The following is a 25,071-nucleotide window of genomic DNA, read 5'->3' as shown; positions in this document are numbered from 1 at the left end:
CGCCCACAGTGGATAAGGACCGAACTGTCTCACGACGTTCTGAACCCAGCTCGCGTACCGCTTTAACCGGCGAACAGCCGGACCCTTGGGACCTTCTCCAGCCCCAGGATGCGATGAGCCGACATCGAGGTGCCAAACCGGGCCGTCGATATGAACTCTTGGGCCCGATAAGCCTGTTATCCCCGGCGTACCTTTTGTCCGATGAGCGATGGCGATTCCACATTCAACCACCGGATCACTTGGACCCGCTTTCGCGTCTGCTCGACTTGTAGGTCTCACAGTGAGCCTGGCTTATAGCCATATCCTCAACACCTGATTGCCAACCAGGTTGAGCCAAGCATCGTACTCCTCCGTTACTCTTTGGGAGGAAACCGCCCCAGTCAAACTGACCCGCTGACACGGTCCCGCGGCCGGTTAACGGCACGTGGTTAGAACCTTAATGAGCGAAAAGTGGTGTTTCATTGTTCCCTCCGCCAGACCCGAAAGCCTGGCATCAAAGGGTCCCACCTACGCTACGTATCACACACCAAAGTCCAATATCAGCTTACAGTAAAGGTGCACGGGGTCTTTCCGTCCTACTGCGGGTATGCGGCATCTTCACCGCAACTACAGTTTCGCCGAGCCTCTCTCCGAGACAGTCGCTCTTTCGTTACAAGATTCGTGCAGGTCGGAACTTACCCGACAAGGAATTTCGCTACCTTAGGACCGTTATAGTTACGGCCGACATTCACGGGGACTTAAGTTCAGAGCTTCAGGCTTACGCCTTGACCCCTCGCCTTAATCTTTCCGCATTGGTCACTTGTCACTCTGTATACCGTCTCTTGCGAGTTCGCACAGAGCTGTGTTTTTGTTAAACAGTCGCAGAGCGCCTTTCACTGCGGCCCCAATCGGCTTTGATATAATCTGACCAACCGGGGCGCCCCTTCTTCCGAAGTTACGGGGCTAATGTGCCGAGTTCCTTAGAGAGATTTCACTCGCGCGCCTGAGAATACTCATCTCACCCACCTGTGTCGGATTACGGTACGGGCACCCATGGTGAACACTGCAAGGCTTTTCTCGCCAGCGTGGTATTAACGAATCCGCTTTGACCGTAGTCGCCGCGTCCAACTCCGTCTTCCGACGGTATTGACCACCACTTTCAATCGGTGGCTCGCATTCCCTTCTGGGTTCCTTACAGCTTAAACCAAGGTGGTGTTGGAATATTAACCAACTGTCCATCATCTACGCCTTACGGCCTCGACTTAGGTCCCGACTAACCCTGGGCGGACGAACCTTCCCCAGGAAACCTTAGGTTTACGGCGAGTCCGAATTTAACGGACTTTATCGCTACTCGTGTCTGCATTCTCACTTCCAAGCACTCCAGTTTCAGTCACCTTCCACCTTCGATGCGCTTGGAACGCTCCCCTACCACTCACCAAGTCCGAGGACCTGGTGAATCCATAGCTTCGGTACTACGTTTGATCGCCAATCATTTTCGGCGCAAGATCGCTCGATGAGTCAGCTATTACGCACTGTTTAAATGATGGCTGCCTCTAAGCCAACATCCTCACTGTTTTAGCAACCTCACATCCTTTCCACTAAACGTAGTTTAGGCACCTTAGCTGATAGTCTGTTTATGTTTCACTCTCGACAATGAAGCTTATCCCCCACTGTCTGACTGCCCGGGTAGTGCAACGCGGTATTCGGAGTTTGGTTGGATTCGGTAGCCCGGTAAGGCTCCTATCCCATCCAGTGCTCTACCTCCGCGCGCTAGTGGCCGGACGCTATACCTCAATATATTTCGGGGAGAACCAGCTATGACGGGGTTTGTTTAGTCTTTCGCTCCTACGCACAGTTCATCGCAGAATTTTTCAACATTCACGCGTTCGGGCCTTCATCTGGTGTTACCCAGACTTCACCCTGACCATGCGTAGATCACCTCCGCTTCGGGTCTATTGCCAGCGACTAATCGCCCTATTCAGACTCGCTTTCGCTGCGGCTGCCCCCGTCGTACCGGGGTTAGCCTGGCCACTGACAATAACTCGCAGACTCATTATGCAAAAGGCAGGCCATCACCAAGTCTTGCGACTCGGCTATGACACATTGTAAGCACAGGGTTTCAGGTTCTTTTTACTCCCCTCAAAGGGGTTCTTTTCACCTTTCCCTCACGGTACTAGTTCACTATCGGTCGACGATGAGTATTTAGCCTTGCGCCGTGGTCGGCGCGGATTCAGACAACGTTTCACGTGTGCCGTCTTACTTGGGATACCTCTAGGTCGCTTTGAGTTTTCGCTTACGTGCCTGTCACACTCTATGGGGGCAATTTCCATTGCCTTCGACTAACTCTCGGCATACCACATTAAGGTCCCGCAACCCCGAAGTACAAGTACCTCGGTTTAGGCTGTTCCCGTTTCGCTCGCCACTACTCAGGGAATCGATGTGCTCTTTCTTTTCCTCCGGTTACTGAGATGTTTCACTTCACCGGGTATGGCTCATATGGTCCTATTGAATTCAGACCACTGTACTCCGATATTAATCGGAGTGGGTTCCCCCATTCGGACATCCACGGATCACCGCGTGCTTGCCGCTCCCCGTGGCTTATCGCAACTTACTACGTCCTTCATCGCCTATCGTCGCCAAGGCATTCACCCTGCGCTCTTAGTAGCTTGATCACAAACTATCCGTCCGGTTCTCTTTATAGAGTTCCAGAACAAATATTCTCAGCATTATGTAGTTTTTTATACCCACTACACTGTATGCAATTGTCAAAGAACATCCGCCCCGCCGAGCGGGACGAAAATTGAACCGTGAAACTGGTGGGCGCGATAGGATTCGAACCTATGACCCTGCGCTTATCAAGCGCATGCTCTAACCAGCTGAGCTACGCGCCCAGACGGCGCGTGGCGCCGAAACTGGTGGAGCCGACGAGAGTCGAACTCGTGACCTCCTGCTTGCAAAGCAGGCGCTCTACCAATTGAGCTACGGCCCCCTCAGGGGTCGCCTGGGCCCACTTCGCCCCAGAAGGTTTTCTCTCCAGTACTTCACGTTTGTAAAGAACAGTCGTTCTTCGAAAACTGAAATGTGCGATACGTTTAAGCGTCCCAGCCCCGCTTGCGCAGGACGGGATTCGACCTAGGATCCGACCCGAGACCGAAGTCCCGGATCAAGGTCTCCTTAGAAAGGAGGTGATCCAGCCGCAGGTTCCCCTACGGCTACCTTGTTACGACTTCATCCCAGTCACGATCCATACCTTCGGCGCCTGTCTCCCTTGCGGGTTGACGCGGCGACTTCGGGTGCAGACCGCTTCCATGATGTGACGGGCGGTGTGTACAAGGCCCGGGAACGTATTCACGGCGCCGTAGCTGATGCGCCATTACTAGCGATTCCGGCTTCATGAAGGCGAGTTGCAGCCTTCAATCTGAACTGGGCATGGTTTTGTGGGATTTGCTCCACCTCGCGGTCTTGCGTCCCTCTGTACCATGCATTGTAGCACGTGTGCAGCCCTGGCCGTAAGGGCCATACTGATTTGACGTCATCCCCACCTTCCTCCTCGTTTAAAGCGAGGCAGTCTGTTTAGAGATCCCGCTTTCGCAGGCAACTAAACACAGGGGTTGCGCTCGTTGCGGCACTTAAGCCAACATCTCACGACACGAGCTGACGACAACCATGCAGCACCTGTGCTGGCTCTCCTCTTGCGAGGAGTCGTCACCCTTTCGGGTTTCTACTACCAGCATGTCAAGGCCAGGTAAGGTTCTTCGCGTTGCATCGAATTAAGCCACATGCTCCACCGCTTGTGCGGGCCCCCGTCAATTTCTTTGAGTTTTAACCTTGCGGTCGTACTTCCCAGGCGGTTCACTTATCGCGTTAGCTTCGGCACGCAGGGGGTCGACTCCCCGCACACCAAGTGAACACCGTTTAGGGCCAGGACTACCGGGGTATCTAATCCCGTTTGCTCCCCTGGCTTTCGTGCCTGAGCGTCAGGAACTGTCCAGAGACTCGCCTTCGCCACCGGTGTTCTAGTCGATCTCTACGCATTTCACCGCTACACCGACTATTCCAGTCTCCTCTCCAGTCCTCGAGTCCGCCAGTTTCGAATGACCTATCACAGTTAGGCTGTGAGATTTCACATCCGACTTAACGAACCGCCTGCGCACCCTTTACGCCCAATGAATCCGAACAACGCTTGCAGTCTCTGTATTACCGCGGCTGCTGGCACAGAGTTAGCCACTGCTTCCTCTTCCGGTACTATCAATAATCCACGTGTTAGGTAGATCACATTGTTCCCAGATGACAGAGGTTTACAATCCGAAGACCTTCATCCCTCACGCGGCGTCGCTCCTTCAGGGTTTCCCCCATTGAGAAAAATCCTCGACTGCTGCCACCCGTAGGTGTCTGGACCGTGTCTCAGTTCCAGTGTGGCTGGTCGTCCTCTCAGACCAGCTACCCGTCTTAGGCTTGGTGGGCCATTACCCCGCCAACAACCTGATAGGCCGCAGCCTCATCTCAAAGCGCCAGGTCTTACGATCCCCAGCTTTGACCTCACAGTCACATGCGGTATTAACTCCGATTTCTCGGAGATATCCCCCACTTCGAGGTAGATAGCTACGTGTTACGCACCCTTTCGCCACTCGAATTCACTAATATTGCTACCAGTAAACTCCCGTTCGACTTGCATGTCTTATCCACGCCGCCAGCGTTCGTTCTGAGCCAGAATCAAACTCTCCGTATAAAAATCAACCAGACCTGCCCCGAATTGCTCCGAAGCGTCAATGTCCCCTTTCGGGGCCATTGCTGATCCGACCGATTCCACGTTGAGCGACCAGTCAGGGCTAACCAACTGGTCTGTTACTACTCAATTTGTCCATCCCGACTTGCGCCGGGACAAACGTGGGCTCTCACGTATCGCACTTTCAATTTTCAAAGAACGCGACGCGCCGCCACTGGCGGCGCGGGTAATCAACTTTCAGATAATGAACTCTCAGCCGTCGGGCTGAACGCTCATGTCTAACCGCTGATCACTTCCGTTTTCAAGCGACAACAAACCCGCTCTCGGGATCAGAAGTTTGTCGCACTCCTAAAAGAACCGTCCGAAACGCCCCCTTGCAGGCACCCTCTATCTACTCGCACTCCCCAAGCCTGTCAAGCCTGTCACAGAAGAATTTTTAACACGACCTCGTGACTGGATTCCCCGTCCAAGGGCGGCCAAAGTACAGACCGCCTCGCACGGATGCAAGAACTATTTTCAACTTGCCGCAGTAGCCAGGTTTTATCAGCTTTCCAGCGCCACAGAATGTCCATTCCAGCGCGCAAAAATGCCCTCTACACGCCGCGACGCTCCTGCGTTTTGCACGCGTTGTTGCCCGCGCACTCCCGGGCCCAAAAAGCTGGCCGCATTCCTGCGGCGCCCAATAGCCTAGACCCGAGTGACGTTCTGGGCTTTCGCGCCCTTTGCGTCTTCAATGATCTCAAACTCCACGGCTTGACCCTCAGCCAGAGTTTTGAATCCGTCACCCTGGATAGCCGAGAAGTGAACGAACACGTCCGCTCCGCCTTCTTGTTGGATGAAGCCGAAGCCCTTCTTCTCATTGAACCATTTCACAGTGCCGCGTGCCATGTCTTGTTACCTCCATCGGGGATGTTGCTTGCTCGAGAATTCACTTTCGGGAGAAGTTTTTTGGGGGATAAATTTAAAAACCGCGCTCACCCGTTGGGCAAGCACGGTCGCTCATGCATTCGACTGCCTTCCTCCAGATTCCGTCACAACCAACTCACAAATGTGCATACATCCCTTTGATACTGTGGCTTCTGTACCAAACCCCCACCCGCCTTGTCAAGGCCGTTCCGGCAGGCCCATCAAATGGCGGAGAGGGAGGGATTCGAACCCCCGAGACGCTTGCGCGCCTAACGGTTTTCAAGACCGCCGCATTCGACCACTCTGCCACCTCTCCGTCGCAACAAAACAGCCTCCAACATCCGAAGAAACGCGTCTGAACCGTCTTCAGTTTAACAGCGACCGCGTAATACTCAAGGCCAACGGAACACCGCAAGGAATTCACTCTGACCAAATCGGGAAGGCTTATAGTCACCACAACCGCTCCCCGCGTCACCATCCGGTATCACCAAATCGTAACTTGGACACCTTTGAATTGTCACTGTCACCGGCGAGTATTTCCAACAACAACCTCTCGCCTTGTCCTCACGGGGTTCGAAAAGGGGCGGTCTTGGGGAAAACGGGGTTCGATTTGAGGGCAAGGCGGGAGCTGTATCTTATTGGTGTACATGGCATACTGACTGCACTGCGTGGTAGTCAGCTCCAAATAAACTCACCGTTTCGATATAGGTTCACGGCGGTCAGCCCCACCGTTCTTGTCATCCGGGCCGGTTTTTGTTATCATAGACCACGTATGAATTCGTGGGCTCGCAGGGTGCAGATCTTCCTCCCTCTTTCGATTTCGCTATTTTGTGCGATTCCTGCCAGAGCAATCTTGTTCGAAGCAACCAGCAACACAACGTTCAATACCTCCGCCCCGACCGGGGCGCTGATCAATAGCGGTTGGCAGTATGAAGGTCTTTGGCCGACAAATGGACAATGGTTGGCGACCCCGATCGCCCCAAATTTTTTCCTCGCCGCGATCCATGTCGGGGGTTCTCCGGGAGACGTCTTCCAACTGAACGGTTTTTTCTATCACACGGTTGCTTTTACGGATTGTCCCAATTCTGATCTGCGCGTTTGGCAGGTGGCCGAGACCTTCCCGACTTATGCTCCGTTGTACACGGGCACGAATGAAGTAAGCCAAACGTTTGTCGTCTTCGGCCGCGGTACCCCACGCGGAGATTCAGTCACAGTCGGGGGCCAGCTCAAGGGCTGGAAGTGGGGAATACCGGATGGCTCGGAGCGCTGGGGACAAAATACTGTCTCACAGACTTTCACGGACCCCGGCCTCGGCGACTTTCTGGTGGCCTTTTTCGACCGAACCGGTCCCACCAACGAGTGCATGTTGTCGAACGGGGATTCCAGTGGCGGACTATTCATCAAGAATGGTTCCACATGGGAACTGGCGGGAGTAAATTACGCGTCGACGGGATACTACAGTCTCGATGGGACAACGAATGCGAATACACAGTTTTTTGGCGCCATGGTGGACCAAGGTGGGCTTTATACCTCCTCCGGCCCGGGGTTCCCTTGGACGTTCACCACGAATCAAGTTTCCGACATTCCCGGCTACTTCTTCGTTTCGCGCGTTTCGGCGCACGTTGCCTGGATTAATAGCGTCATCAACTTTACGCCCGGACCTGACCTGCGAATCGCCGACATCGCGCCCGCAGGGACGAACGTCCAGATCAGCTTGTCCACGGGCTCGAATCGCCTTTATCTCATCCAAAAAACCAGCGATTTGGTTACCGGCACGTGGACGACCGTCAGCAGCAATGTCCCCGGCAACGGCGGCTTCGTCACCATCGTGGACACCAACGCCACGACGCAAACCAAACGTTTCTATCGCGTGCAACTTCTGCAGTAGGTGGAACCGACCCTAAATGCTTGTCCAACATTCGGCCAACGCGCAGGCCGCTGCCCCCGATGTTCGCATCAAGGAAGCAGCGAACGATGTTTCGGTGTCCTTCCTCCGAGGAATTGTCGAAACCATGGCGGTCCCTCGCCACTACGAATTGCAACCGGAGAACAATCGACTGACGGCCCGCTGGATTGCCCGCCAGTTGTGTTCGTATGGATACGATGCGGAGTTGCAGGGCGAGTACGCGAACGTCGTTGCTCGCTCGCGGAACGCTCCCAATACCCCTTGCGTCCTCGTTGGCGCGCACTACGATAGCGTACCGGGCACTCCCGGCGCCGACGACAACGCCAGCGCGGTCGCGGCCCTGTTGGCCTGCGCCAAGGCTTTGGCCGGGCATGCCCCCGAGTGTCCCGTCTGCTTCGCTTCCTTCAACCGGGAGGAGGACGGCTTGCTGGGTAGCGCCGACTTTGTGAGAACCATCGGAACAGAAGGAAGAATATCTATTCGTGAAGCTCATGTTCTGGAGATGGTCGGCTACTGCGATCATCGCCCCGGTTCCCAGGCGATTCCGCCGGGCCTGCCGATCCAGATACCGGACCATGGTGATTTCCTGGGCATCCTCGCGAACAAGGATTCCACCGCCATGGCGAGTACCGTCTTGCAAACAGCCAGGACCTATTGGCCAGGTTTTCCGGTGCTGAGCCTGAAAGTGTACGCCGGGGTGGAAAAACTGCTCCCGGTCCTGCAGCGAAGCGATCACGCTCCTTTCTGGAAGGCTGGCATACCCGCAATCATGTGGACCGACACTTCGGAGTTTCGCAACCACAATTACCATCAGCCCACCGACACCCCGGACACTCTCGACTACGATTTCTTGCGGAGCGTCAGTCAGATTCTTATCGCAACTGTTCTGACTTCTGTTCAAAATTAACCGTAGCTTGTGCCTTTGACAGACACTCGATAGATGAACCTGCAAACAAAACCATTCGGCAAACTGGTCAACGACTCCGAGGTGACTCTCTTCATCCTGAGCAATACCAACGGCGTAAGGGCTTCCCTGATGAACTATGGGGCGACAGTGGTTGCGCTCGAGGCGCCCGACCGGAATGGCAAGCTCACCGACGTCACTCTCGGATTTGACACGCTCGAAGGTTACGTCAAATCCAACCAACCGTACTTCGGCTGCATTGTCGGGCGCTGTGCCAACCGCATCGCGGATGGGCGCTTCCATCTCGATGGGAAGGAGTACCGGCTCGCGACCAATGCGGGCAACGCTCATCTGCATGGCGGCGTGAAAGGATTCGACAAGGCATTTTGGTCCGCGGAGGCAGAGTCCCCCTCTGTGAAGTTCACCTACCTGAGCCCGGACGGCGAAGAAGGCTATCCCGGCAACTTGAGCGTCACTGTCATCTACATACTGACCGAGAACAACGAACTGCAAATCGAATACACCGCGACGACCGACAAGCCCACGCCCGTTAACCTGACAAACCATACCTATTTCAATCTCGCGGGCGCAGGAACCATTCTAAACCACGAGTTGTTGATCGCTTCGACACAGTACCTTCCCGCCAACAATGCGCTGCTGCCGACGGGCGAGATCCACCCCGTCAAAAGCACCCCGATGGACTTCACCATGTCTACGCCTATTGGCCGGCGGATTCATCAACTCAAAGGCGATCCCATCGGCTACGATCACACCTACGTCCTTGAGAACGACGGTGCCAAAACCAAACTGGCCGCTCGCGTTTTCGAACCGCAGTCAGGGCGGGTATTGGAGGTTCACACAACCGAGCCCGGCGTCCAGCTTTACACGGGAAACTTTCTCGATGGTACAATCTCTGGAAAGGGCGGCCGCGCTTACCAACAGCACACCGGATTCTGCCTGGAGACACAGCACTACCCCAACTCGGTCAACCAGCCGACGTTTCCTTCTGTGATCTTAAAACCGGGCCAGTCCTATCGCCAAAAAACAAGCTATCGGCTTTCTGTCGCGTAATTACCCGGCTTCGAGCCGTAGTTGATCGCCATCGATCCCAGCCAGAACTCCTCGAAGCCGCAGTCGCGCCAGCCTTGCGACTCCATCGATTCCTTGATCCCACGTTGTGCCGGGTAATTCTGCAACGATGCCAGGATGTATGCGTGCGTGTCAGGATCGCCACAGAACAACCGTCCCAGAATCGGCAGCACGACCCGCAAGTAGCCAAAGTACAAGGCGCGGAACGTCCGGGATTCCGGCTTCCCAAAATCAAGCGACACAAATTTCCCGCCCGGCCGCAGCACGCGCAGAATCTCGCGCAATCCCTGCTCGATGTCCGCCAGGTTCCGTAGTCCGTAACCTACACTGACCGTATCGAACGAATTGTCGGAAAATGGCAGCCGCAAGGCGTCCGCTCGAATCCATGAAATCTCGGAATGCCCGCGCGCCGCGGCCACGCGCAGCATCTCCTCGGTGAAATCAACGCCGACCACCCGGGCCCGGAAACGCAGCGCGATATCGCCCGTTCCGCAACAGAGATCCAGCACATCACGCGGCTTGCCCGCCAGCTCGACCAACCGCCGTTTCCACCGTCGGTGCAGGCCCACGCTCATGATGTCGTTGAGCAGGTCGTAGCGCCGCGCAATGGTGGCGAACAATTCGTGCACTTTCTCCGCGCGGTGCTCGTCGGCCTGGTAGAATTTACTTCCCACGCCGCGAGAGCCTAGCGTAGAAGAACGCCATGAGTCACGACCGAATCGCCAAGGCCCTCGAACTGTGGCAGCGATTTCCCGACAACGATCTGTCCCGCTTCAACCTGGCGCAGGCGTATGTCGAAGCGAACGACTACGCCGCTGCTGTCGATCATCTCCGTGCGCTCTGCGGGAAGAAACCGGAATGGATGGTCGCACATATTCAACTCGGTAAATCGTTGATCGCCCTGGGTCAATCGGCGGAAGCCAGACCAATCCTGGAACACGCCCTGGAACTCGCCATCGCGCAACACCACGACAGCCCGCGTGAGGAGTTGGCCGAGCTGCTAAAGACGGTGTAGAGACGCCTGTCCGAACCGCCGTAACTCCGCGGCTACCTCTCCGCTGGCGGCGGACCTTGGGGGGGCTTGACGTGGGTGACGTTGAAGCGTCGCTCCAGAACCAGAGCGTCATCGCAGTAGAACTCGATGGAATACATGCCGGGCTGGGGAAAGACGAGGCCGACCAGGTTGAAGTTCAACTCGAAGACCGCGTGAACATCGGGAAACTCAATGTTGCCCTTGACCTCGGCCACGACGTGGTTGCTCTCGTCATGGATGATCCGCAAACGGGCGGCGCATTGTCCCCGTCCTTCAGTGATCGATACGAACACACAGACCTGTGGATGACGGTAGGGGAAATCTTGCGCCCCGATCTGGTTGAAGATCCCGATCAGAGACTTCTTGCTGGTGAGCTTGTCCTCAATGATTTGGTCGCAAACCACAATGGCGAGACCACTCGGTATCGGTTGGTCACTCATCAGCGGGAAATGTCTCTCTGGGTCAGGACTCGGTAGCCTGCTTTCACGAGGACATCGCGGGCAAATTCGGGATCTTCGCAATGCAGCGCGAGTAGTGCCTTGTCGTGCGGCCGGATCATCAGGGAATACGTGTACTGGATATTGACCTCCGCCGCGACAAGGCTCCGCAACACGGTGTCGAGCTTTTCCGGTCCGCGCGGCATCTCGACAACCACAAGGTTCGATTCGCTGACGGGAATGTTGGCCTTCCCCAAGGCGTCGTGACAACGCTCCGGATCGTCCACCACAATGCGTATAACGGACGAGTCAGCGGTGTCCACCACGGAGATCCCGCAAACATGGACATTCGAATCGCTCAAAGTGCGGGTGAGATTGAGCAGCGCGCCGACCTTGTTTTCGAGAAAAACGGAGAATTGCCTTACCAGTGGGTGTTGCAGTCTCTCACGAACCTTGGATTCCGATTTCGCCATATTTCCTCCTCGCCGGTTTCATCCTAACGTAGCGCTCGGCGACACGAAAGTAAATCTTCGCGGCCTAGATGCTCCAGTCCGTATCGATGTACTGCAACTTCAGGAAATCAATGATGTGGGCCACGCATTCCGCCGGGGTCTGCTTGTCTGTGCGGACTACCAGCTCGGGCCGGTCAGGCGGCTCGTACGGAGCCGATACCCCGGTGAAGTTGGCAATCTCACCGGCGCGGGCTTTCTTGTAAAGGCCCTTTGGATCGCGTTGTTCGCAAACTTCGAGCGGGGCATTCACATATACTTCCACAAACTCCCCCTCGTTGACCAACGAACGCGCCAACCGTCGGTCGTCGCGGTACGGTGAAATGAAGGCCGTGATGACCAGGACGCCCGCGTCCATGAGCAGACGGGCGACCTCTGCCACCCGCCGAATGTTCTCCGTGCGGTCTTCTGGCGAGAATCCGAGATTGGCGCTGAGACCGTGGCGGATGTTGTCACCGTCGAGGATATACGTGTGCAAACCCATCGCGAACAGCTCGCGCTCCAATTCCGTGGCCACCGTCGATTTACCGGCGCCGGACAAGCCCGTGAGCCAGAGGATGGCGCCCTTGTGTCGATTGCGCTGCTCGCGCGTCTCACGCGTGATCTTGCCAGCCGACCAAAAGATGTTCTGGCTCTTCACTCCCGACAATACCTGGCGGCGGTCGGGATACTCGCCCTTCGAAATAACACCGCCGCCACACACCTGGAAGCGATCAATGAACACGAAGCGGCCGGTGTTGACAATCCGATCCGCGTTGTCGAACGCAATGGGCGTCTTGGTGCGAATCGTAACCTCGGCCACGTCGTTGCGGGCCACGTAGGGCCGCGATTTCGTGTCGATTTCCGCCAGTGTCGAGGCATCGATCAACTTTTCAATCGACTGGATCTGGCACTCCACTTCTTCAGTGGTCAACTTCAGCTTGATCTTGCGCCCGACTTCGAGATTCTGCCGGCCCAGCCAGAAGAATTTCGCATTGAACACATCCGTTTCAATGGGCGCATCCTGCTCACCGGAACCGATTTGCCCACGCTCGACGAAAATCTGCTCCGTCAGCGTAATGCCAACGGATTCTCCCGCGCTTGCGGTCTCGCGGGAACCGTGGGGCCAGTTCTCAATCGATTTGACCGTGCTGACCTTGTTCCGCGGCGAGAAGAGGATTTTGTCCCCCACGCGAAGTGTGCCGGACTCGACCCGGCCGGCAAGGATGCGGCGCTGATCGAACCGATAGACGTCCTGAATCGGGAAGCGTAGCGGCAAATTGTGAGGTGGTTCCGCAGTTTGAAACCGATCCAGGGCCTCCAAAACGGTCGGCCCGCTGTACCACGGCATGTTCGTCGACTTGTTGGCAACATTGTCGCCTTTGGCAGCCGCAATTGGAATAAAAAGCTTCGGTTCGACGCCGAATTGCTTCAGAAATGCGCGATACTCGTCCTCGATCGACTTAAACACCTTGTCGCTGTATCCCTTCAAGTCCATCTTGTTCACCAGCACCGCGATCTGGCGAATCCCAAGCAACGAAAGGAGGAACCCATGCCGTCGCGATTGTTCCTGCACGCCTTCGTTCGCATCGATGAGCAGCAGCGCCGCCTCGGCGCTCGCGGCTCCCGTGACCATGTTCTTGAGGAACTCCTTGTGGCCGGGCGCGTCGATGATCACGTATTGGCGTTGCTTCGTGCGAAACCAAATCTGCGCGGTATCGATGGTGATATTCTGGTCGCGTTCCGCCTGCAGGCCGTCCATCAGGAAGGCCCACTCAAACGGCATCCCGCGCCGCTCGCAAGCTGTCTTGATCTTCTCGTACTTGCCCTCCGGCAGCGACCCGGTGTCGTAAAACAAGCGCCCCACCAGCGTGGACTTGCCGTGGTCCACGTGACCGACGATAACGATTTTCAACTGCTCGGATTGAAGGGTGTTGGTGCTCATCGCTTACATGTACCCGTCACGCCGCAACTTCTCGAACGCGTCTTCGCTTTCCTGGTCCTGGGCGCGGACGCTGCGTTCGCTGCGTTTGGTCGTCCGTAATTCTTCGCGAATTTTTTCGTAAGTGTCGGCGTTCGACTCGATCATGAACGTGCAGGGGACGCAACCGAGACTGCGATAGCGTTTCCCGTTCTTGCCGAAGTATAAAGCCACGTTCGGGATGTTCTCGCGCTCGGCATACTCCCAAATGTTTGTCTCCGTCCAGTGCAGGAGCGGATGGACGCGCAGATGCGTGCCGCCCGCCAGGTCAGTATTGAACTGGTCCCACAGCTCGGGCGGCTGGTCCTCGACGTTCCATTCCATGTTCTTGTCGCGCGGCGAGAAATAGCGTTCCTTCGCGCGAGTCGGATCTTCATCGCGGCGCACACCAACAATGAGTCCACCATACTTCTCACGATCAACGATCTTCTTGAGGTTCTCTTTCAACAACGCCGAACAGCAATTGACGCGACCGCGTGTGTGGTTCATCCCCTGCGCCAGCGCCTCGTCATTGCGGGCGATGACGAGGTTCAGTTTCCACTCCTTCGTCAATCGGTCGCGCAACTCGACAAGCTCCGGCATGTCGAAAGTCGTTTCCATGAACACGCATGGAAACGGGACATGCCCGAAAAATGCCTTGCGCGCCAGCCACATGATGGTCTGTGAGTCCTTGCCCACGCTCCACAGCATCGCGAGTCGTTCGATCTTGTTGAACGCCTCGCGAATGATGAAGATGCTCTGGTTCTCTAGTTTATCGAGATGGTCCATAATTTAAAAATTCCGGGGCGACATCGTCAGATGTTCGCGGCAAACGTGTGGAGTCCGCACTCCTTCTTGTCGGAACCCGCCCAGCGGCCCGCGCGCTCGCCTTCTCCGTCTTTCACGGCGCGGGTGCAGCAGTCCGGCGAGCAACCGATGCTCGGATAGCCCTGGTCGTGGAGCGGATTGTAGTGCAGTTGGTGGCTGATGATGTACCACCAGACTTCTTCCTTGCTCCAGGCGGCCAGCGGATTGATCTTAAGGTAACGGTGACCCCCGGCCGTTTCCTGCAACTGCAGTATTTTTGCGCCCTGGCGGGTCTCACCCTGCGACCGCCGCAGGCCAGCAACGAGCGCGTCGAGTTGCGGTAGCTTCTTCTGCAATGGAAGCACCTTGCGCATATAGCAGCACTGGTCGGGTTGGCGACGGTACAGTTCGGGCCCATACTTCTCGACTTGCTGCTCGGGCGTCAATTCCGGGTGCAGTCGCTCAATCACGACCCCATATTCCTGCTCGACCTGACGGATCAGTTCGACGGTTTCCTTGAAGAAGAAACCCGTGTCGATGGTAAAGATCGGAAGGTGCGGGGTGACCTTGCGCATCGCGATGTCGATCACGACCAGACCTTCGGGGCCAAACGCGGAAGAAATGGCAACGCGCGAACCGAAGTTGTCCGCGGCCCATTGCAATATGTCCTGCGGCGTTCGCCCCTCGAACTCCGCCGCCAGACGATGGATTTCTTCCGATGTGAACTTCACGTTCGTTTTCTACCCTTCAATCACATTGATCTCGACGGGCTCAACCTTGATACCAAAGCCTTCCAGCCATTTGATCGCTTTCTTGATCTCGGGGCGCGCGCCCACCAATTCGAGCGAGACGATGCCGACTTCCTCCGTCACGCTGGCCTGACGAATGTTGGTCACGACCTTGAATTTGTGGCCCAACTCGTAAATTACCGGCCGTTGGATGGCCTTTTTCGGATAGGTCAGCCAGAGGCGTTTGATTTCGTTCGCCGTCTTCGTTGTCTTTGCCATGTTGTCCTCGGTACAACGCTGTGTTTAACCGCCCGCGATTGCCGGAATCACGGAAATTTCGTCGCCGTCTTTCACCGGCGTACTTTTGCCCTGCGCAAAGCGAATGTCCTCGTCATTCAAATACACATTCACGAACCGGCGCAATTCGCCCCGCTCATCACAAATCCGCTCCTTCAAGCCCGGATACTCCTTCTCCAGGCTGTCGATAATGTCCTGGATCGTCGAGCCGGCAGCTTGTACGATGTCCTTGTCCTTCGTGAGTTTCCGCAACGGCGTCGGAATCCTTACATTTACTGGCATAATCGTCTCTCCTTCTTCATCTCAATTCTTCTTATCGAGCAGGGCCGAAAACTCGCGCAGATGCGGCCCGATGACCCGCGCCTCGCCGCATTTATTGGCCACTGCTTCCTGCGTCTTCAATCCATGACCCGTGATACACAACACAAGCGACTCGTTCGGCTTGATCCGTCCATCTTTCACAAGGCGCTGGGTGGCCGCCACCGTCACCCCACCGGCCGTCTCGGCGAAAATCCCTTCGGTCTCCGCCAGCAGCTTGATTCCGGCGACCACTTCGGTGTCGTCCGGATTCTCCGCCCAGCCGCCGGTCTGCTTCATCGCCTGTATCGAGTAAAACCCGTCCGCCGGGTTGCCGATAGCCAGTGACTTGACGATCGTCTGCGGCTTGCTCACCGGCTTGATGATGTCCGCGCCGACCTTCATGGCGTTCACAATGGGCGCGCAACCTTCGGCTTGGGCGCCGTGTATGCGGCATTCTCGCTCGTCCACCAGGCCGAGTTTCACGAATTCCTTGAACGACTTGTGGATCTTCGTGATGAGGGAACCGCCCGCCATCGGGACGACCACGTGATCCGGCAATCTCCAGCCCAGTTGCTCGATGATCTCGTAGCCCAACGATTTTGAGCCTTCCGCGTAGTAGGGCCGGATGTTCACATTCACAAAGGCCCAGCCGTACTTGCCCGCGATTTCGCTGCAGAGGCGATTTACCGCGTCGTACGTGCCTCGAATGCCGATGACGTTCGTTCCGTACACCAGCGAGCCGAGTACTTTCCCTGTTTCCAGGTCGGCCGGGATAAAGACGTAACTCTTCAGTCCGCCACTCGCCGCATTGGCCGCAACGGAATTCGCGAGATTGCCGGTCGATGCGCAGGCAACGATTTCAAAACCCAACTCCCGCGCGCGTGACAAGGCCACGCTGACCACGCGGTCCTTGAAGGACAATGTCGGGTAGTTGACTGTATCGTTCTTCACCCAGACCTCGCGCAGGCCCAGCCGCTTCGCCAGGCGATCCGCCTTGACGAGCGGGGTGAAGCCGACCTGAAAGCCGATGGTCGGCTCACCTTCGATCGGCAACAACTCCCGGTACCGCCACATATTCGTAGGGCGCGACTGAATTTTGTCCCGTGTCAGCACGGTTTTGATCAAGTCGTAGTCGTAATCAACTTCGAGCGGACCGAAGCAGAATTCGCAGACATGCAACGCCTCTTTCGGGTAATGGCGCCCGCACTCGCGACACTTTAGACTGGTGAAGAATCCATGTTTTGCCTTCATCTACCTTCTCGCTTTCTTCACCAAGTAGCGACCGTCGCTGCCTAGGGGCAAAAAAACAACCCCTTCAGCGTCCCCGAGACGTGGGTCGACGATGAAGAGGCATCAAGACAACTCGATTCTCCCCTCATCTTCCCCCGCTCCCGACTTGCGTCGGGCCTCGGAGCTGGAATTGGCACCTTGTCTTCAACCACCAACTACTTGGCTGAACGGTTGCCGCGGCTTCTACGGGCCAGTCCCTCGACCGCTCTTGATGAGTTGTTCCCGAAAACCTTTCAGGGAACGCGAGGAACTATATCAAAGAACAAAAGGCTGTCAACGGCGCAGATTCTAGATGTAATACATCTCTGGTCGGCTCTTGGCCTCCGCGCAAATCTCCTCAAAATTGACATCGTCCGCCGCCTGTTCGGCAGCCTGCTTGATCCGCCGCCAGGCGCGCTTGATCTCTTCCGGACAGCGCGACTCCAAGAGTAACGGCATCTCCAAGACGTCACCCTGTACCGCCCGCAAAACGTCGCCCACTGTGATCTCACGGGGTGCCTTGGCCAGAGCGTATCCGCCAGCCTTTCCCCGTCGGCTCTGGATGAGTCCCTTGCTCTTCAACTCGATCAGAATCTGCACGAGATAGTTCGCTGGAATCGCCTCTCGGTGCGCAATTTCCTCAATCCGCAGTGGACGCGCGTTCGGGTGATGGAGAGCCAATGCCTCCACCGCACGACACGCGTAATCACTTTTTACTGACGCCTTCATTTAATCATTAGTATCTTGCTAAAGATGCTATATTTTAGCACGATAATACCTACTGTCAATCGACTATTTTTGAACGCGACCGATTTGCTAGAACATTCACGGTCATCGCTAGTTATATACGAAAAAAAAGTAATGATTCTGATTGCAGAACAAGCCAAGTTTCGGTAGTGTTCTAAGGTTGGTTGAAGGAGGGGGAATTTAGATGCCCAGTAAGCTTCTGGAGAAAAAACGCATAGTGGAAAAGTCACTTTCAAAAGAACCAGACCGCCCGATAGAGGCCCTCGGCGCCAGTGATTATACTGCCGATAAGATACAAAAACTGGAAGGTGTGGAAGCCGTTCGCAAGCGCCCTGCGATGTATATCGGCGACACCGGCGAACGAGGCCTGCACCATCTGGTTTATGAGGTCGTCGATAACTCAATCGACGAGGCGCTCGCGGGTTTCTGCAAGCACATCGAGGCCACCATCCGCGTCGACAATTCAATCACCGTCGTTGACGATGGACGCGGCATTCCCGTGGACATGCACAAGACGGAGAAGAAGCCGGCTGTCGAGGTAGTGCTGACGGTCCTGCATGCCGGCGGCAAATTCGACAAGAAATCCTACACGGTTTCCGGTGGTTTGCACGGCGTTGGCGTGACCTGCGTCAACGCGCTCAGTGAATGGCTTGAAGTCGAGGTGAAACGCGATGGCAAGGTCCATCACATGCGCTTCAAGCGCGGCAAGACGGCATCCAAGCTCGAAGTGATCGGCAAGGCGAAGGGCACGGGCACAAAGATCACGTTCAAGGCCGACAGTGAAATCTTCCCGGTCATCGACTACAAGTACGACATCTTGGCAAACCGGTTGCGTGAACTGGCGTTCCTCAATCGCGGCATTGAAATCACGCTCAAGGACGAGCGTAATGACAAGCAGGATCTCTTCAAGTTCAATGGCGGCATTGAAGAGTTCATCAAGCACATCAACCGCGCCAAAGAACCTCTTCATCCGAAAGTCATCTACGTTTCGAAAGAGAAAGACGGCATCGCCGCCGAGGTCGCAATCCAATACAACGAAGGCTACAACGAGTCCGTCTACGCCTACGCGAACAACATCAACACCATCGAGGGCGGCACGCACCTGAGTGGTTTCCGATCGGCGCTGACCAAAGCCGTCAATCAATATGCCAAGTCCAACAGTCTATTGAAGGAAAAGGATCCGAGCCTCAGCGGTGAGGACTTGCGCGAAGGTCTGACGGCGGTCATCAGCGTGAAGGTCCCGAATCCCCAGTTCGAAGGCCAGACCAAGACCAAGCTCGGCAATGGCGAAGTCGAAGGCATCGTTTCGTCGATCGTTTACGAAGGCCTGATGACGTTCCTGGAGCAAAACCCGCCCATTGGCCGTCGCATCGTGGACAAGTCCCTTACCGCGGCCCGTGCTCGCGAAGCCGCCCGCAAAGCGCGCGAAGCCGTCCGTAAAGGCGCGTTTGCCGGTGGCGGACTGCCGGGCAAATTGGCGGATTGTTCCGAGCGCAACCCTGAATTCTGCGAGTTGTACATCGTTGAGGGCGATAGCGCTGGTGGCTCTGCCAAGCAGGGGCGCAACCGCCAGTTCCAGGCCATCCTGCCCATCCGCGGCAAGTTGCTTAACGTCGAGAAGGCGCGCCTGGATCAGATCCTCAACAACAATGAAATTCGCACGATGATCACCGCCATCGGCACGGGTTTCGGCACGGGCGAAGGCGAAGGTGCCTTCGACCTCAACCGACTGCGGTATCACAAGATTGTGATCATGACCGACGCCGACGTGGACGGCTCACACATTCGGACGTTGCTGCTGACGTTCTTCTATCGCAAGATGCCGGAACTCATCAAGGGCGGCTTCATCTACATCGCGCAGCCGCCGTTATACAAGATCAAGCGCAAGAAACGCGAAGAGTACATCGAGAATGACGATCAGATGAGCCGAATCCTGATCGAACTCGGCTCTGAGGACATTCGGCTGAATCGACTCAAAGACAGGAAGGAATTCTCGGGTCAGCCGTTGATCTCGGTCCTCGAATCATTACAGGAACTCGAGAAGCTCGTCGACACCATCGAGCGACGTGGCATCAAGTTTGAAGAATACCTTGCCGCGCGTGATGAAAAATCCGGCGAAGTCCCGTCCTACGCCGTTCGCCTCAAGCAGAATGGGGTCGTCAGCTTCGAGTTTGCCCGCACCGACAAGGAATGGGCCAAGCTCTGTGACAAATACGACATCAGCCCTGATGAAGAGGTTGTACCCGAGGCCAAGAACGGGGACAACCCGAAGGCGATCGTCGCAAAGCCCCTGCCGCTTCCCGAGGCCAATAGTATCCAGTCGATGATCGAAGCGCTCGAGAAGAAAGGTTTCAACCTCGATCACTACGCCGCGCAGGAAAAGCCGCTCTTTGAACTGATGGAAGGGAACGTCACCGTCGCTGAGCCTGTGGACGGCGAAGCTTTGCCAGACGCAGCTTTGGCCAAGGTGGGTACTGCTCCAGCGAAAGCGAGCGCCAAAGCCGAAGCGAAGAAGCCCAAGGCGAAAGTCGAGGAGCGCCGATCCGAGATTCATTCCATTCCGCAGATTCTGGAGCAGATCAAGGAAATCGGCAAACGCGGTCTCACGATCCAGCGTTACAAAGGCTTGGGTGAAATGAATCCCGAACAGCTTTGGGAAACGACGATGGATCCCGAGCGGCGCAAGATGCTCAAGGTGGAATTGATGGATGTGGCCGCCACCGACACCATGTTCGACATTCTCATGGGTGACGAGGTTGCGCCCCGTCGGCAATTCATCGAGGACAACGCTTTGAACGTCCGGAACCTCGATATCTAAATCGCGCCGTGACGCCCGAGGCCCAAGATTTGATCAATTTGCGGCTCACACAAGCCAATGAGAGCCTGAACGAGGCGCGTTTGCTCATCGACCAAAGGATGTGCCGTGGCACGATGGACCGCGTGTATTTCTCGATGTTCTATTGCGCGTGCGCACTGCTGGCGACGAAGGAGTTTGGCCCGTCCCGGGACGGCAATGTCGCCGCGAAGTTTCAGCGTGAGTTCGTGAAGACGGGCCTGATCCCGCCGGAGTTCGGCGAGCGGTTCAAACACGCCACGCAGTTGCACCAGGACGCCGACTTTGGCGCCAATCCGCCGCCAAGTTGTGACCGGCTGAAAGAATTGATGGCGGATGCCGAGAGCTTTCTAACAACAACGAAGCTGTTTTTGGGGAAACAGTAGGATTTAACTATGTACGCTCAAAACGAAAAGGTCACGCCGGTCAACATCAGCGAGCAGATGCAGCAGGCCTACATCGATTACTCGATGTCGGTCATAGTCGGGCGTGCCCTGCCGGATGCGCGCGACGGCTTGAAACCCTCCAATCGACGCGTGCTCTACGCGATGCGTCAAATCGGCTTGTTGCATAACCGCTCCTACTCCAAGTGCGCCAAGGTTGTCGGTGAAGTGCTCGGCAAGTATCACCCGCACGGCGATGCCAGCGTTTACGACACGCTCGTCCGCATGGCGCAGGATTTTGCGATGCGTTATCCGCTCATCGACGGTCAGGGTAACTTCGGCTCGATCGATGGCGATCCCGCCGCAGCCTACCGCTATACCGAATGCCGCCTCAAGGAGATCGCGGAAGAATTGCTCGCCGACCTCGACAAGGACACGGTCAATTTTCAACCCAATTTTGACGAGAAGGAAGTGGAACCGGTTGTCCTACCCGCGCGCATCCCGAATCTCTTGGTCAACGGCAGCACGGGCATTGCGGTCGGTATGGCCACGAATATTCCGCCGCACAATCTCACCGAAATCATCGACGCCTGTTGCGCACTGATCGACAACCCGGAGACCGACGTCAAGGATGTGGCAAAATTCGTCAAGGGCGCCGATTTCCCGACGGGGGGTCTTATCTGTGGCAAGCAGGGCATCAAGGACTACCTGCTCACCGGCCGCGGCAGCCTTAAAATTCGTGGTCGCATCGGCGTCGAGGAGGTCAAGGGCGGTAAAGAGCGCCTGATCATTTCCGAGATCCCGTACAACGTCAACAAGGCCTCGCTCATCGAGCGCACCGCGCAACTCGTCAACGAGAAGAAGCTCGATGGCATCAGCGACATTCGTGACGAATCCAACAAGGACGGCATCCGCGTCGTCATCGAGTTGAAGCGCGACGCCATCCCGAAGGTCGTCATCAACAACCTCTATAAGCACACGCAACTCGAGGACAGCTTCGGCGTCATCATGCTTGCGATCGACCACGGTCGGCCGCGGATCATGAATATCAAGCAGATGATCGAGTGCTATATCGCACATCGCCGTGAAGTCATTACCCGGCGCACGAAGTTCGAATTGCAGAAGGCCGAGGAGCGCGCCCACATTCTCGAAGGTTTCCGCATCGCGCTCGATAATATCGACGCCGTCGTTAAGATCATCCGTAACGCCGACGACCGTGAGGACGCGAAGAAGAAATTGATCGACAAGTTCAAGCTGTCCGAGGTCCAGTGCAATGCGATCCTCGAGATGCGCCTCTACCAGCTCACCGGACTCGAACGCGACAAGATCGAGGAAGAGTACCTCGCGATCATCAAGAGTATCGAATACTTGAAGAGCCTGTTGGCCAGCGAGAAAAAGCTTATGGCCGTCGTGAAGACCGAGCTGCTCGAAGTCAAAGAGAAATATGGTGACGCGCGGCGCACCGACATTGTGGCTGACGAAGGCGAGATCAACATCGAAGACCTCATCGTCAATGAAGCTTGTATCGTCACCATCTCGCACCAGGGTTACATCAAGCGCACCGCTGTCAGCGCCTACCGCTCGCAACGTCGCGGTGGTAAGGGCGTGATGGGCATGGAACAACGCGAAGAGGACTTCATCGAACACCTCTTCACCTGCTCCACTCACGATTACATTATGTTCTTTACAGAGGAAGGACGTGTGTACGTCGAGAAAGTGTACGAGTTGCCCGAGATGGGACGCGCCGCGAAAGGCAAGAGCCTCGCGAATTTCCTCCAACTTCGTCCTGAGGAAAAAGTCTCCGCGCTTATTCGCGTCAAGGAGTTCACCGACAAACAGTATCTCTTCATGGCGACCAAGGTCGGGATCGTGAAGAAGACCAACCTGGGCGAATACGCCAATCCGCGCAAGGGTGGCGTCATCGGCATCAAGATCGAACAGGGCGACCGCCTGATCGGCGTGAAACTCACAAGCGGCAATAATGAAATCGTACTCGTCACGAAAGACGGCATGAGCATCCGATTCCACGAAGATGAAGCTCGCGACATGGGCCGCGCTTCCGTCGGCAACTGGGGCATCCGCCCGGAGAAGGGTGACTACGTTATTGGCGTTGAAATCGTCGATACGAATGCCACGCTCCTCGTCGCCGGCGAACACGGCATCGGCAAGCGCACCCCATTTGACGAATATCGCGTTCAGTCCCGCGGTGGTAAGGGCATCATCACCATGAAGACGACTGACAAGGTCGGCAGCGTGGTCGGTGCTCTTAGCGTCACCGACACCGATGAGATCATGCTCTCCACCTCTCAGGGCCAGACCGTCCGCACCAGTTGCAAGGACATCCGGATCGCGGGTAGAAATACCCAGGGCGTCAAACTCATCGACCTCAATCAGGGCGACAAACTGGTCGCCATCGCCCGCGTCATCAGCGAACAGCAGGAACAAGAAGCGGAATCAGCGGAAGCCGATAAGAGCAACAAGAAGTAGCCGGGGTTTCGTCATTCCGAGCTCGTCGAGGAATTCCCGTCGTGTTGTCCGTGGGAAGGCGGCCATCGCGTCGGCCGTCTTCCATTCTTGCCACATCCGCGTCATCCGCTTATCATTTATCTTTGCGGATGAGTCTCGCCGCCCGAGCTTCTCGACGAGAGGCGGCGAAACCCCGGGTTTGCCATGCCATCAAGCTTTGAAATAGTCATTCTCGGCGAAGACGACTATCAGAAGGAATACGAGAAGGCGTTCGCCAAGGTCGAATACACTTCCGCGCTCACCAAGGAGATGCACGAAGCTGAATTTGATCAGTTTGATGGTTCACTTCGACAGGCACTCTCCAAGCTCTGGAAAGACGATCCCCGCGGCAAGCAGCATGACTTTGAAGTTATGGACGATTGGGGTGGGACTTGGCACCATTGCGGTGGCATATATTCCGCACGCATCTGTTGCCCAGAGTACGTCCAGACTGTCATCCAGGTCATTTCCTCTCTCCCCAGTAAAGAACTGTGGACGTATCAAACTGCCTGCGAGTCCTCGGAAACCGGCGGTATCGAATTTGGCCAGTTCTTCATCCGCGACGGCAAGATGTATGTCCCCGACGATGGTAATAATTACGCAGGGTGTTTCGACACAGGAACAACAAAGTTCATTCAGCGGGCCAGTCCACTATCGATCCACGAGGCCGCTGAACGCGGCGATCTTGCCACCGTGCGAAAACAGATTGGTAATGACCACACGTTGATCGAAGCCAGAGGTCCCGTTGGTGTGACACCTCTGCGCTGCGCAGCCGGGGAAGGTCGAAGTGATGTCGTGAAGTTTCTCCTCACACGCGGGGCAAAAGTGAATGTTCGTGATGGTCTTGGTTGGTCGCCCCTCCACCTAGCCGCTGGTCGAAATGGCTCAAAAAAAATCGCTCGATTGTTGATGGATAGAGGAGCCGAAGTCGATGCGAAGAATAACCAAAGCGAGACCGCCTTACACAAGGCAGCTCTCCACAACCAAGCAGCTGTCGCGAACCTCTTGCTGGCACGCGGAGCTGATGTGAACGCCCGAGATGATTCAGGGCGAACGCCGATCTTCCTTGCCGCGTGGACAAATGCCAAGAGGGTGGCGGCAATCCTTCTCAAGAACGGATCACAGATTAACGTCAGAGATCATCGGGGCGTCACACCGCTCCATTGGGCGGCGAAGAATGGTAGTGGTGCCACGGCGGCACTATTCTTGGCGAGTGGTGCTCAGGTTAACGCTGCGGATGAGGATGGGATAACCCCTCTTTATGAAGCAAATCGTGAAGGTCGCATCGAACTGGTTCGTCTGCTCCTAGAATATGAAGCCGATGCCAACATGGGGACAACGGCAGGCGTTACGCCACTCCATATCGCAGCCCTCCACGGTAATGGCGCCCTCGCAGAACTCCTGCTCGCGCACCGTGCCAATGTCAATGCGCGAGCACGAGAAGGCTCGACTCCGCTGCATGATGCGGCACAGTATAATCACGTGGACGTTGGTGGAATCCTGATTGCCCATGGTGCAGATACCAACGCCAGAGACGAAAACGGAAAGTCGCCCCTTCAGGTGGCTCTCGAATCTGAATCCCATCGAGTTGCGGCGTTACTTTCCAACGGACAGACCGATTGATGCAGAGTCGAAATGTATGAAGTCACACCTGACACTTGTCACGACACAGGAGTGGACATCAGGCCAACACGGTGAAGGAACGCAGAGGTCGCAATGAAGTTTGTGAACTCGAAATGATCGTGTGATTTTTATTTGCGCCTTCCGCCAAAAA

General features: G+C 56.0%; 19 protein-coding genes, 3 tRNA genes, 2 rRNA genes and 1 riboswitch. Of the genes, 8 read left to right on the top strand and 16 right to left on the bottom strand.

The genetic code is table 11. The features are described 5' to 3' along the window. The 6 genes from VNL17_09270 to VNL17_09245 all read right to left on the bottom strand — a co-directional run. A 23S ribosomal RNA gene (locus VNL17_09270) occupies positions 1 to 2,651 on the bottom strand; the annotation flags it as partial. A gap of 142 nt (positions 2,652 to 2,793) precedes the next feature. Continuing rightward, positions 2,794 to 2,870, bottom strand: a tRNA-Ile gene (locus tag VNL17_09265). 22 nt (positions 2,871 to 2,892) lie between these two features. Continuing rightward, positions 2,893 to 2,968: transfer RNA gene (locus VNL17_09260), tRNA-Ala, on the bottom strand. Between the two features lie 189 nt (positions 2,969 to 3,157). After that, positions 3,158 to 4,708: ribosomal RNA gene (locus VNL17_09255) — 16S ribosomal RNA — on the bottom strand. A 684-nt stretch (positions 4,709 to 5,392) separates the two neighbouring features. After that, entirely contained in the window at positions 5,393 to 5,593 is a 201-nt protein-coding gene (locus tag VNL17_09250; protein ID HXI84262.1) for a cold-shock protein, read from the bottom strand. A gap of 244 nt (positions 5,594 to 5,837) precedes the next feature. Then, positions 5,838 to 5,927 (bottom strand) — tRNA-Ser (locus tag VNL17_09245). Positions 5,928 to 6,464: 537 nt separating this feature from the next. Between VNL17_09245 and VNL17_09240 the strand changes: the two genes are divergently transcribed. From VNL17_09240 to VNL17_09230, 3 genes are read left to right on the top strand one after another with little or no spacing between them, the layout of a single operon-like run. Further along, positions 6,465 to 7,499 (top strand): hypothetical protein, encoded by a 1,035-nt coding sequence (locus VNL17_09240; GenBank protein HXI84261.1) that lies wholly within the window; start codon positions 6,465 to 6,467, stop codon positions 7,497 to 7,499. A gap of 16 nt (positions 7,500 to 7,515) precedes the next feature. Beyond that, positions 7,516 to 8,424, top strand: coding sequence for a M28 family peptidase (locus VNL17_09235; GenBank protein ID HXI84260.1), 909 nt, complete (start codon positions 7,516 to 7,518; stop codon positions 8,422 to 8,424). Between the two features lie 33 nt (positions 8,425 to 8,457). Then, positions 8,458 to 9,492, top strand: a complete 1,035-nt coding sequence (locus VNL17_09230) for an aldose epimerase family protein (protein HXI84259.1) — start codon at positions 8,458 to 8,460, stop codon at positions 9,490 to 9,492. Here the strand turns inward: VNL17_09230 and VNL17_09225 are convergent. After that, on the bottom strand, positions 9,471 to 10,184 hold the full coding sequence (locus VNL17_09225; GenBank protein ID HXI84258.1) for a ubiquinone/menaquinone biosynthesis methyltransferase: 714 nt from the start codon (positions 10,182 to 10,184) through the stop codon (positions 9,471 to 9,473). The two genes, VNL17_09230 and VNL17_09225, sit on opposite strands and share 22 nt — an antisense overlap. Before the next feature lie 29 nt (positions 10,185 to 10,213). Between VNL17_09225 and VNL17_09220 the strand changes: the two genes are divergently transcribed. Further along, positions 10,214 to 10,525, top strand: coding sequence for a tetratricopeptide repeat protein (locus tag VNL17_09220; protein HXI84257.1), 312 nt, complete (start codon positions 10,214 to 10,216; stop codon positions 10,523 to 10,525). Positions 10,526 to 10,557: 32 nt separating this feature from the next. On the opposite strand, the gene VNL17_09215 is transcribed toward VNL17_09220, so the two are convergent. The 9 genes from VNL17_09215 to VNL17_09175 form a co-directional block, all read right to left on the bottom strand. Then, the gene (locus tag VNL17_09215) at positions 10,558 to 10,983 is read right to left on the bottom strand and encodes a hypothetical protein (protein ID HXI84256.1); all 426 of its coding nucleotides are present in this window, start codon (positions 10,981 to 10,983) and stop codon (positions 10,558 to 10,560) included. Then, on the bottom strand, positions 10,983 to 11,453 hold the full coding sequence (locus tag VNL17_09210; protein HXI84255.1) for an acetolactate synthase: 471 nt from the start codon (positions 11,451 to 11,453) through the stop codon (positions 10,983 to 10,985). Before VNL17_09210 ends, VNL17_09215 begins: the two co-directional genes overlap by 1 nt. A 64-nt stretch (positions 11,454 to 11,517) precedes the next feature. Further along, on the bottom strand, positions 11,518 to 13,413 hold the full coding sequence (gene cysC, locus VNL17_09205; protein HXI84254.1) for an adenylyl-sulfate kinase: 1,896 nt from the start codon (positions 13,411 to 13,413) through the stop codon (positions 11,518 to 11,520). A gap of 3 nt (positions 13,414 to 13,416) precedes the next feature. Next, positions 13,417 to 14,217, bottom strand: coding sequence for a sulfate adenylyltransferase subunit CysD (gene cysD / locus VNL17_09200; GenBank protein ID HXI84253.1), 801 nt, complete (start codon positions 14,215 to 14,217; stop codon positions 13,417 to 13,419). Positions 14,218 to 14,243: 26 nt separating this feature from the next. Continuing rightward, the gene (locus VNL17_09195; GenBank protein ID HXI84252.1) at positions 14,244 to 14,966 is read right to left on the bottom strand and encodes a phosphoadenylyl-sulfate reductase; all 723 of its coding nucleotides are present in this window, start codon (positions 14,964 to 14,966) and stop codon (positions 14,244 to 14,246) included. Positions 14,967 to 14,975: 9 nt separating this feature from the next. Next, entirely contained in the window at positions 14,976 to 15,242 is a 267-nt protein-coding gene (locus VNL17_09190; GenBank protein ID HXI84251.1) for an NIL domain-containing protein, read from the bottom strand. Positions 15,243 to 15,266: 24 nt separating this feature from the next. Further along, positions 15,267 to 15,542, bottom strand: coding sequence for a ubiquitin-like small modifier protein 1 (locus tag VNL17_09185; protein ID HXI84250.1), 276 nt, complete (start codon positions 15,540 to 15,542; stop codon positions 15,267 to 15,269). Between the two features lie 21 nt (positions 15,543 to 15,563). After that, positions 15,564 to 16,811, bottom strand: coding sequence for a threonine synthase (locus VNL17_09180; protein ID HXI84249.1), 1,248 nt, complete (start codon positions 16,809 to 16,811; stop codon positions 15,564 to 15,566). Between the two features lie 121 nt (positions 16,812 to 16,932). Beyond that, a riboswitch (SAM riboswitch) is annotated at positions 16,933 to 17,068 on the bottom strand. 70 nt (positions 17,069 to 17,138) lie between these two features. Next, positions 17,139 to 17,558 (bottom strand): Rrf2 family transcriptional regulator, encoded by a 420-nt coding sequence (locus VNL17_09175; protein ID HXI84248.1) that lies wholly within the window; start codon positions 17,556 to 17,558, stop codon positions 17,139 to 17,141. 202 nt (positions 17,559 to 17,760) lie between these two features. Between VNL17_09175 and gyrB the strand changes: the two genes are divergently transcribed. The 4 genes from gyrB to VNL17_09155 all read left to right on the top strand — a co-directional run bounded on the left by gyrB (position 17,761) and on the right by VNL17_09155 (position 24,920). Beyond that, on the top strand, positions 17,761 to 20,394 hold the full coding sequence (gene gyrB, locus VNL17_09170) for a DNA topoisomerase (ATP-hydrolyzing) subunit B (protein ID HXI84247.1): 2,634 nt from the start codon (positions 17,761 to 17,763) through the stop codon (positions 20,392 to 20,394). An 8-nt stretch (positions 20,395 to 20,402) separates the two neighbouring features. Beyond that, positions 20,403 to 20,795 (top strand): HEPN domain-containing protein, encoded by a 393-nt coding sequence (locus tag VNL17_09165; GenBank protein ID HXI84246.1) that lies wholly within the window; start codon positions 20,403 to 20,405, stop codon positions 20,793 to 20,795. Positions 20,796 to 20,804: 9 nt separating this feature from the next. After that, positions 20,805 to 23,279, top strand: coding sequence for a DNA gyrase subunit A (gene gyrA, locus VNL17_09160; GenBank protein HXI84245.1), 2,475 nt, complete (start codon positions 20,805 to 20,807; stop codon positions 23,277 to 23,279). Positions 23,280 to 23,462: 183 nt separating this feature from the next. Then, positions 23,463 to 24,920 carry an ankyrin repeat domain-containing protein gene (locus tag VNL17_09155; protein HXI84244.1) on the top strand — a complete coding sequence of 486 codons (1,458 nt, stop codon included), beginning with the start codon at positions 23,463 to 23,465 and terminating at the stop codon, positions 24,918 to 24,920. Positions 24,921 to 25,071: the final 151 nt, after the last annotated feature.

This window comes from Verrucomicrobiia bacterium (assembly GCA_035577545.1).
Taxonomy (GTDB): domain Bacteria; phylum Verrucomicrobiota; class Verrucomicrobiia; order Palsa-1439; family Palsa-1439; genus Palsa-1439.
Note: the sequence above shows the minus strand (reverse complement) of the source record. Positions and strands in the feature narration are given on the sequence as shown.

Excerpts from the sequence above, each read along its gene's own strand:
- VNL17_09220 (HXI84257.1), top strand. The coding sequence starts at position 10,214 with ATGAGTCACGACCGAATCGCCAAGGCCCTCGAACTGTGGCAGCGATTT.
- gyrA (HXI84245.1), top strand. The coding sequence starts at position 20,805 with ATGTACGCTCAAAACGAAAAGGTCACGCCGGTCAACATCAGCGAGCAG.
- VNL17_09230 (HXI84259.1), top strand. The coding sequence starts at position 8,458 with ATGAACCTGCAAACAAAACCATTCGGCAAACTGGTCAACGACTCCGAG.
- gyrB (HXI84247.1), top strand. The coding sequence starts at position 17,761 with ATGCCCAGTAAGCTTCTGGAGAAAAAACGCATAGTGGAAAAGTCACTT.
- VNL17_09190 (HXI84251.1), bottom strand. The coding sequence starts at position 15,242 with ATGGCAAAGACAACGAAGACGGCGAACGAAATCAAACGCCTCTGGCTG.
- VNL17_09250 (HXI84262.1), bottom strand. The coding sequence starts at position 5,593 with ATGGCACGCGGCACTGTGAAATGGTTCAATGAGAAGAAGGGCTTCGGC.
- VNL17_09175 (HXI84248.1), bottom strand. The coding sequence starts at position 17,558 with ATGAAGGCGTCAGTAAAAAGTGATTACGCGTGTCGTGCGGTGGAGGCA.
- cysC (HXI84254.1), bottom strand. The coding sequence starts at position 13,413 with ATGAGCACCAACACCCTTCAATCCGAGCAGTTGAAAATCGTTATCGTC.
- cysD (HXI84253.1), bottom strand. The coding sequence starts at position 14,217 with ATGGACCATCTCGATAAACTAGAGAACCAGAGCATCTTCATCATTCGC.
- VNL17_09210 (HXI84255.1), bottom strand. The coding sequence starts at position 11,453 with ATGGCGAAATCGGAATCCAAGGTTCGTGAGAGACTGCAACACCCACTG.
- VNL17_09180 (HXI84249.1), bottom strand. The coding sequence starts at position 16,811 with ATGAAGGCAAAACATGGATTCTTCACCAGTCTAAAGTGTCGCGAGTGC.
- VNL17_09185 (HXI84250.1), bottom strand. The coding sequence starts at position 15,542 with ATGCCAGTAAATGTAAGGATTCCGACGCCGTTGCGGAAACTCACGAAG.
- VNL17_09155 (HXI84244.1), top strand. The coding sequence starts at position 23,463 with ATGCCATCAAGCTTTGAAATAGTCATTCTCGGCGAAGACGACTATCAG.
- VNL17_09235 (HXI84260.1), top strand. The coding sequence starts at position 7,516 with ATGCTTGTCCAACATTCGGCCAACGCGCAGGCCGCTGCCCCCGATGTT.
- VNL17_09215 (HXI84256.1), bottom strand. The coding sequence starts at position 10,983 with ATGAGTGACCAACCGATACCGAGTGGTCTCGCCATTGTGGTTTGCGAC.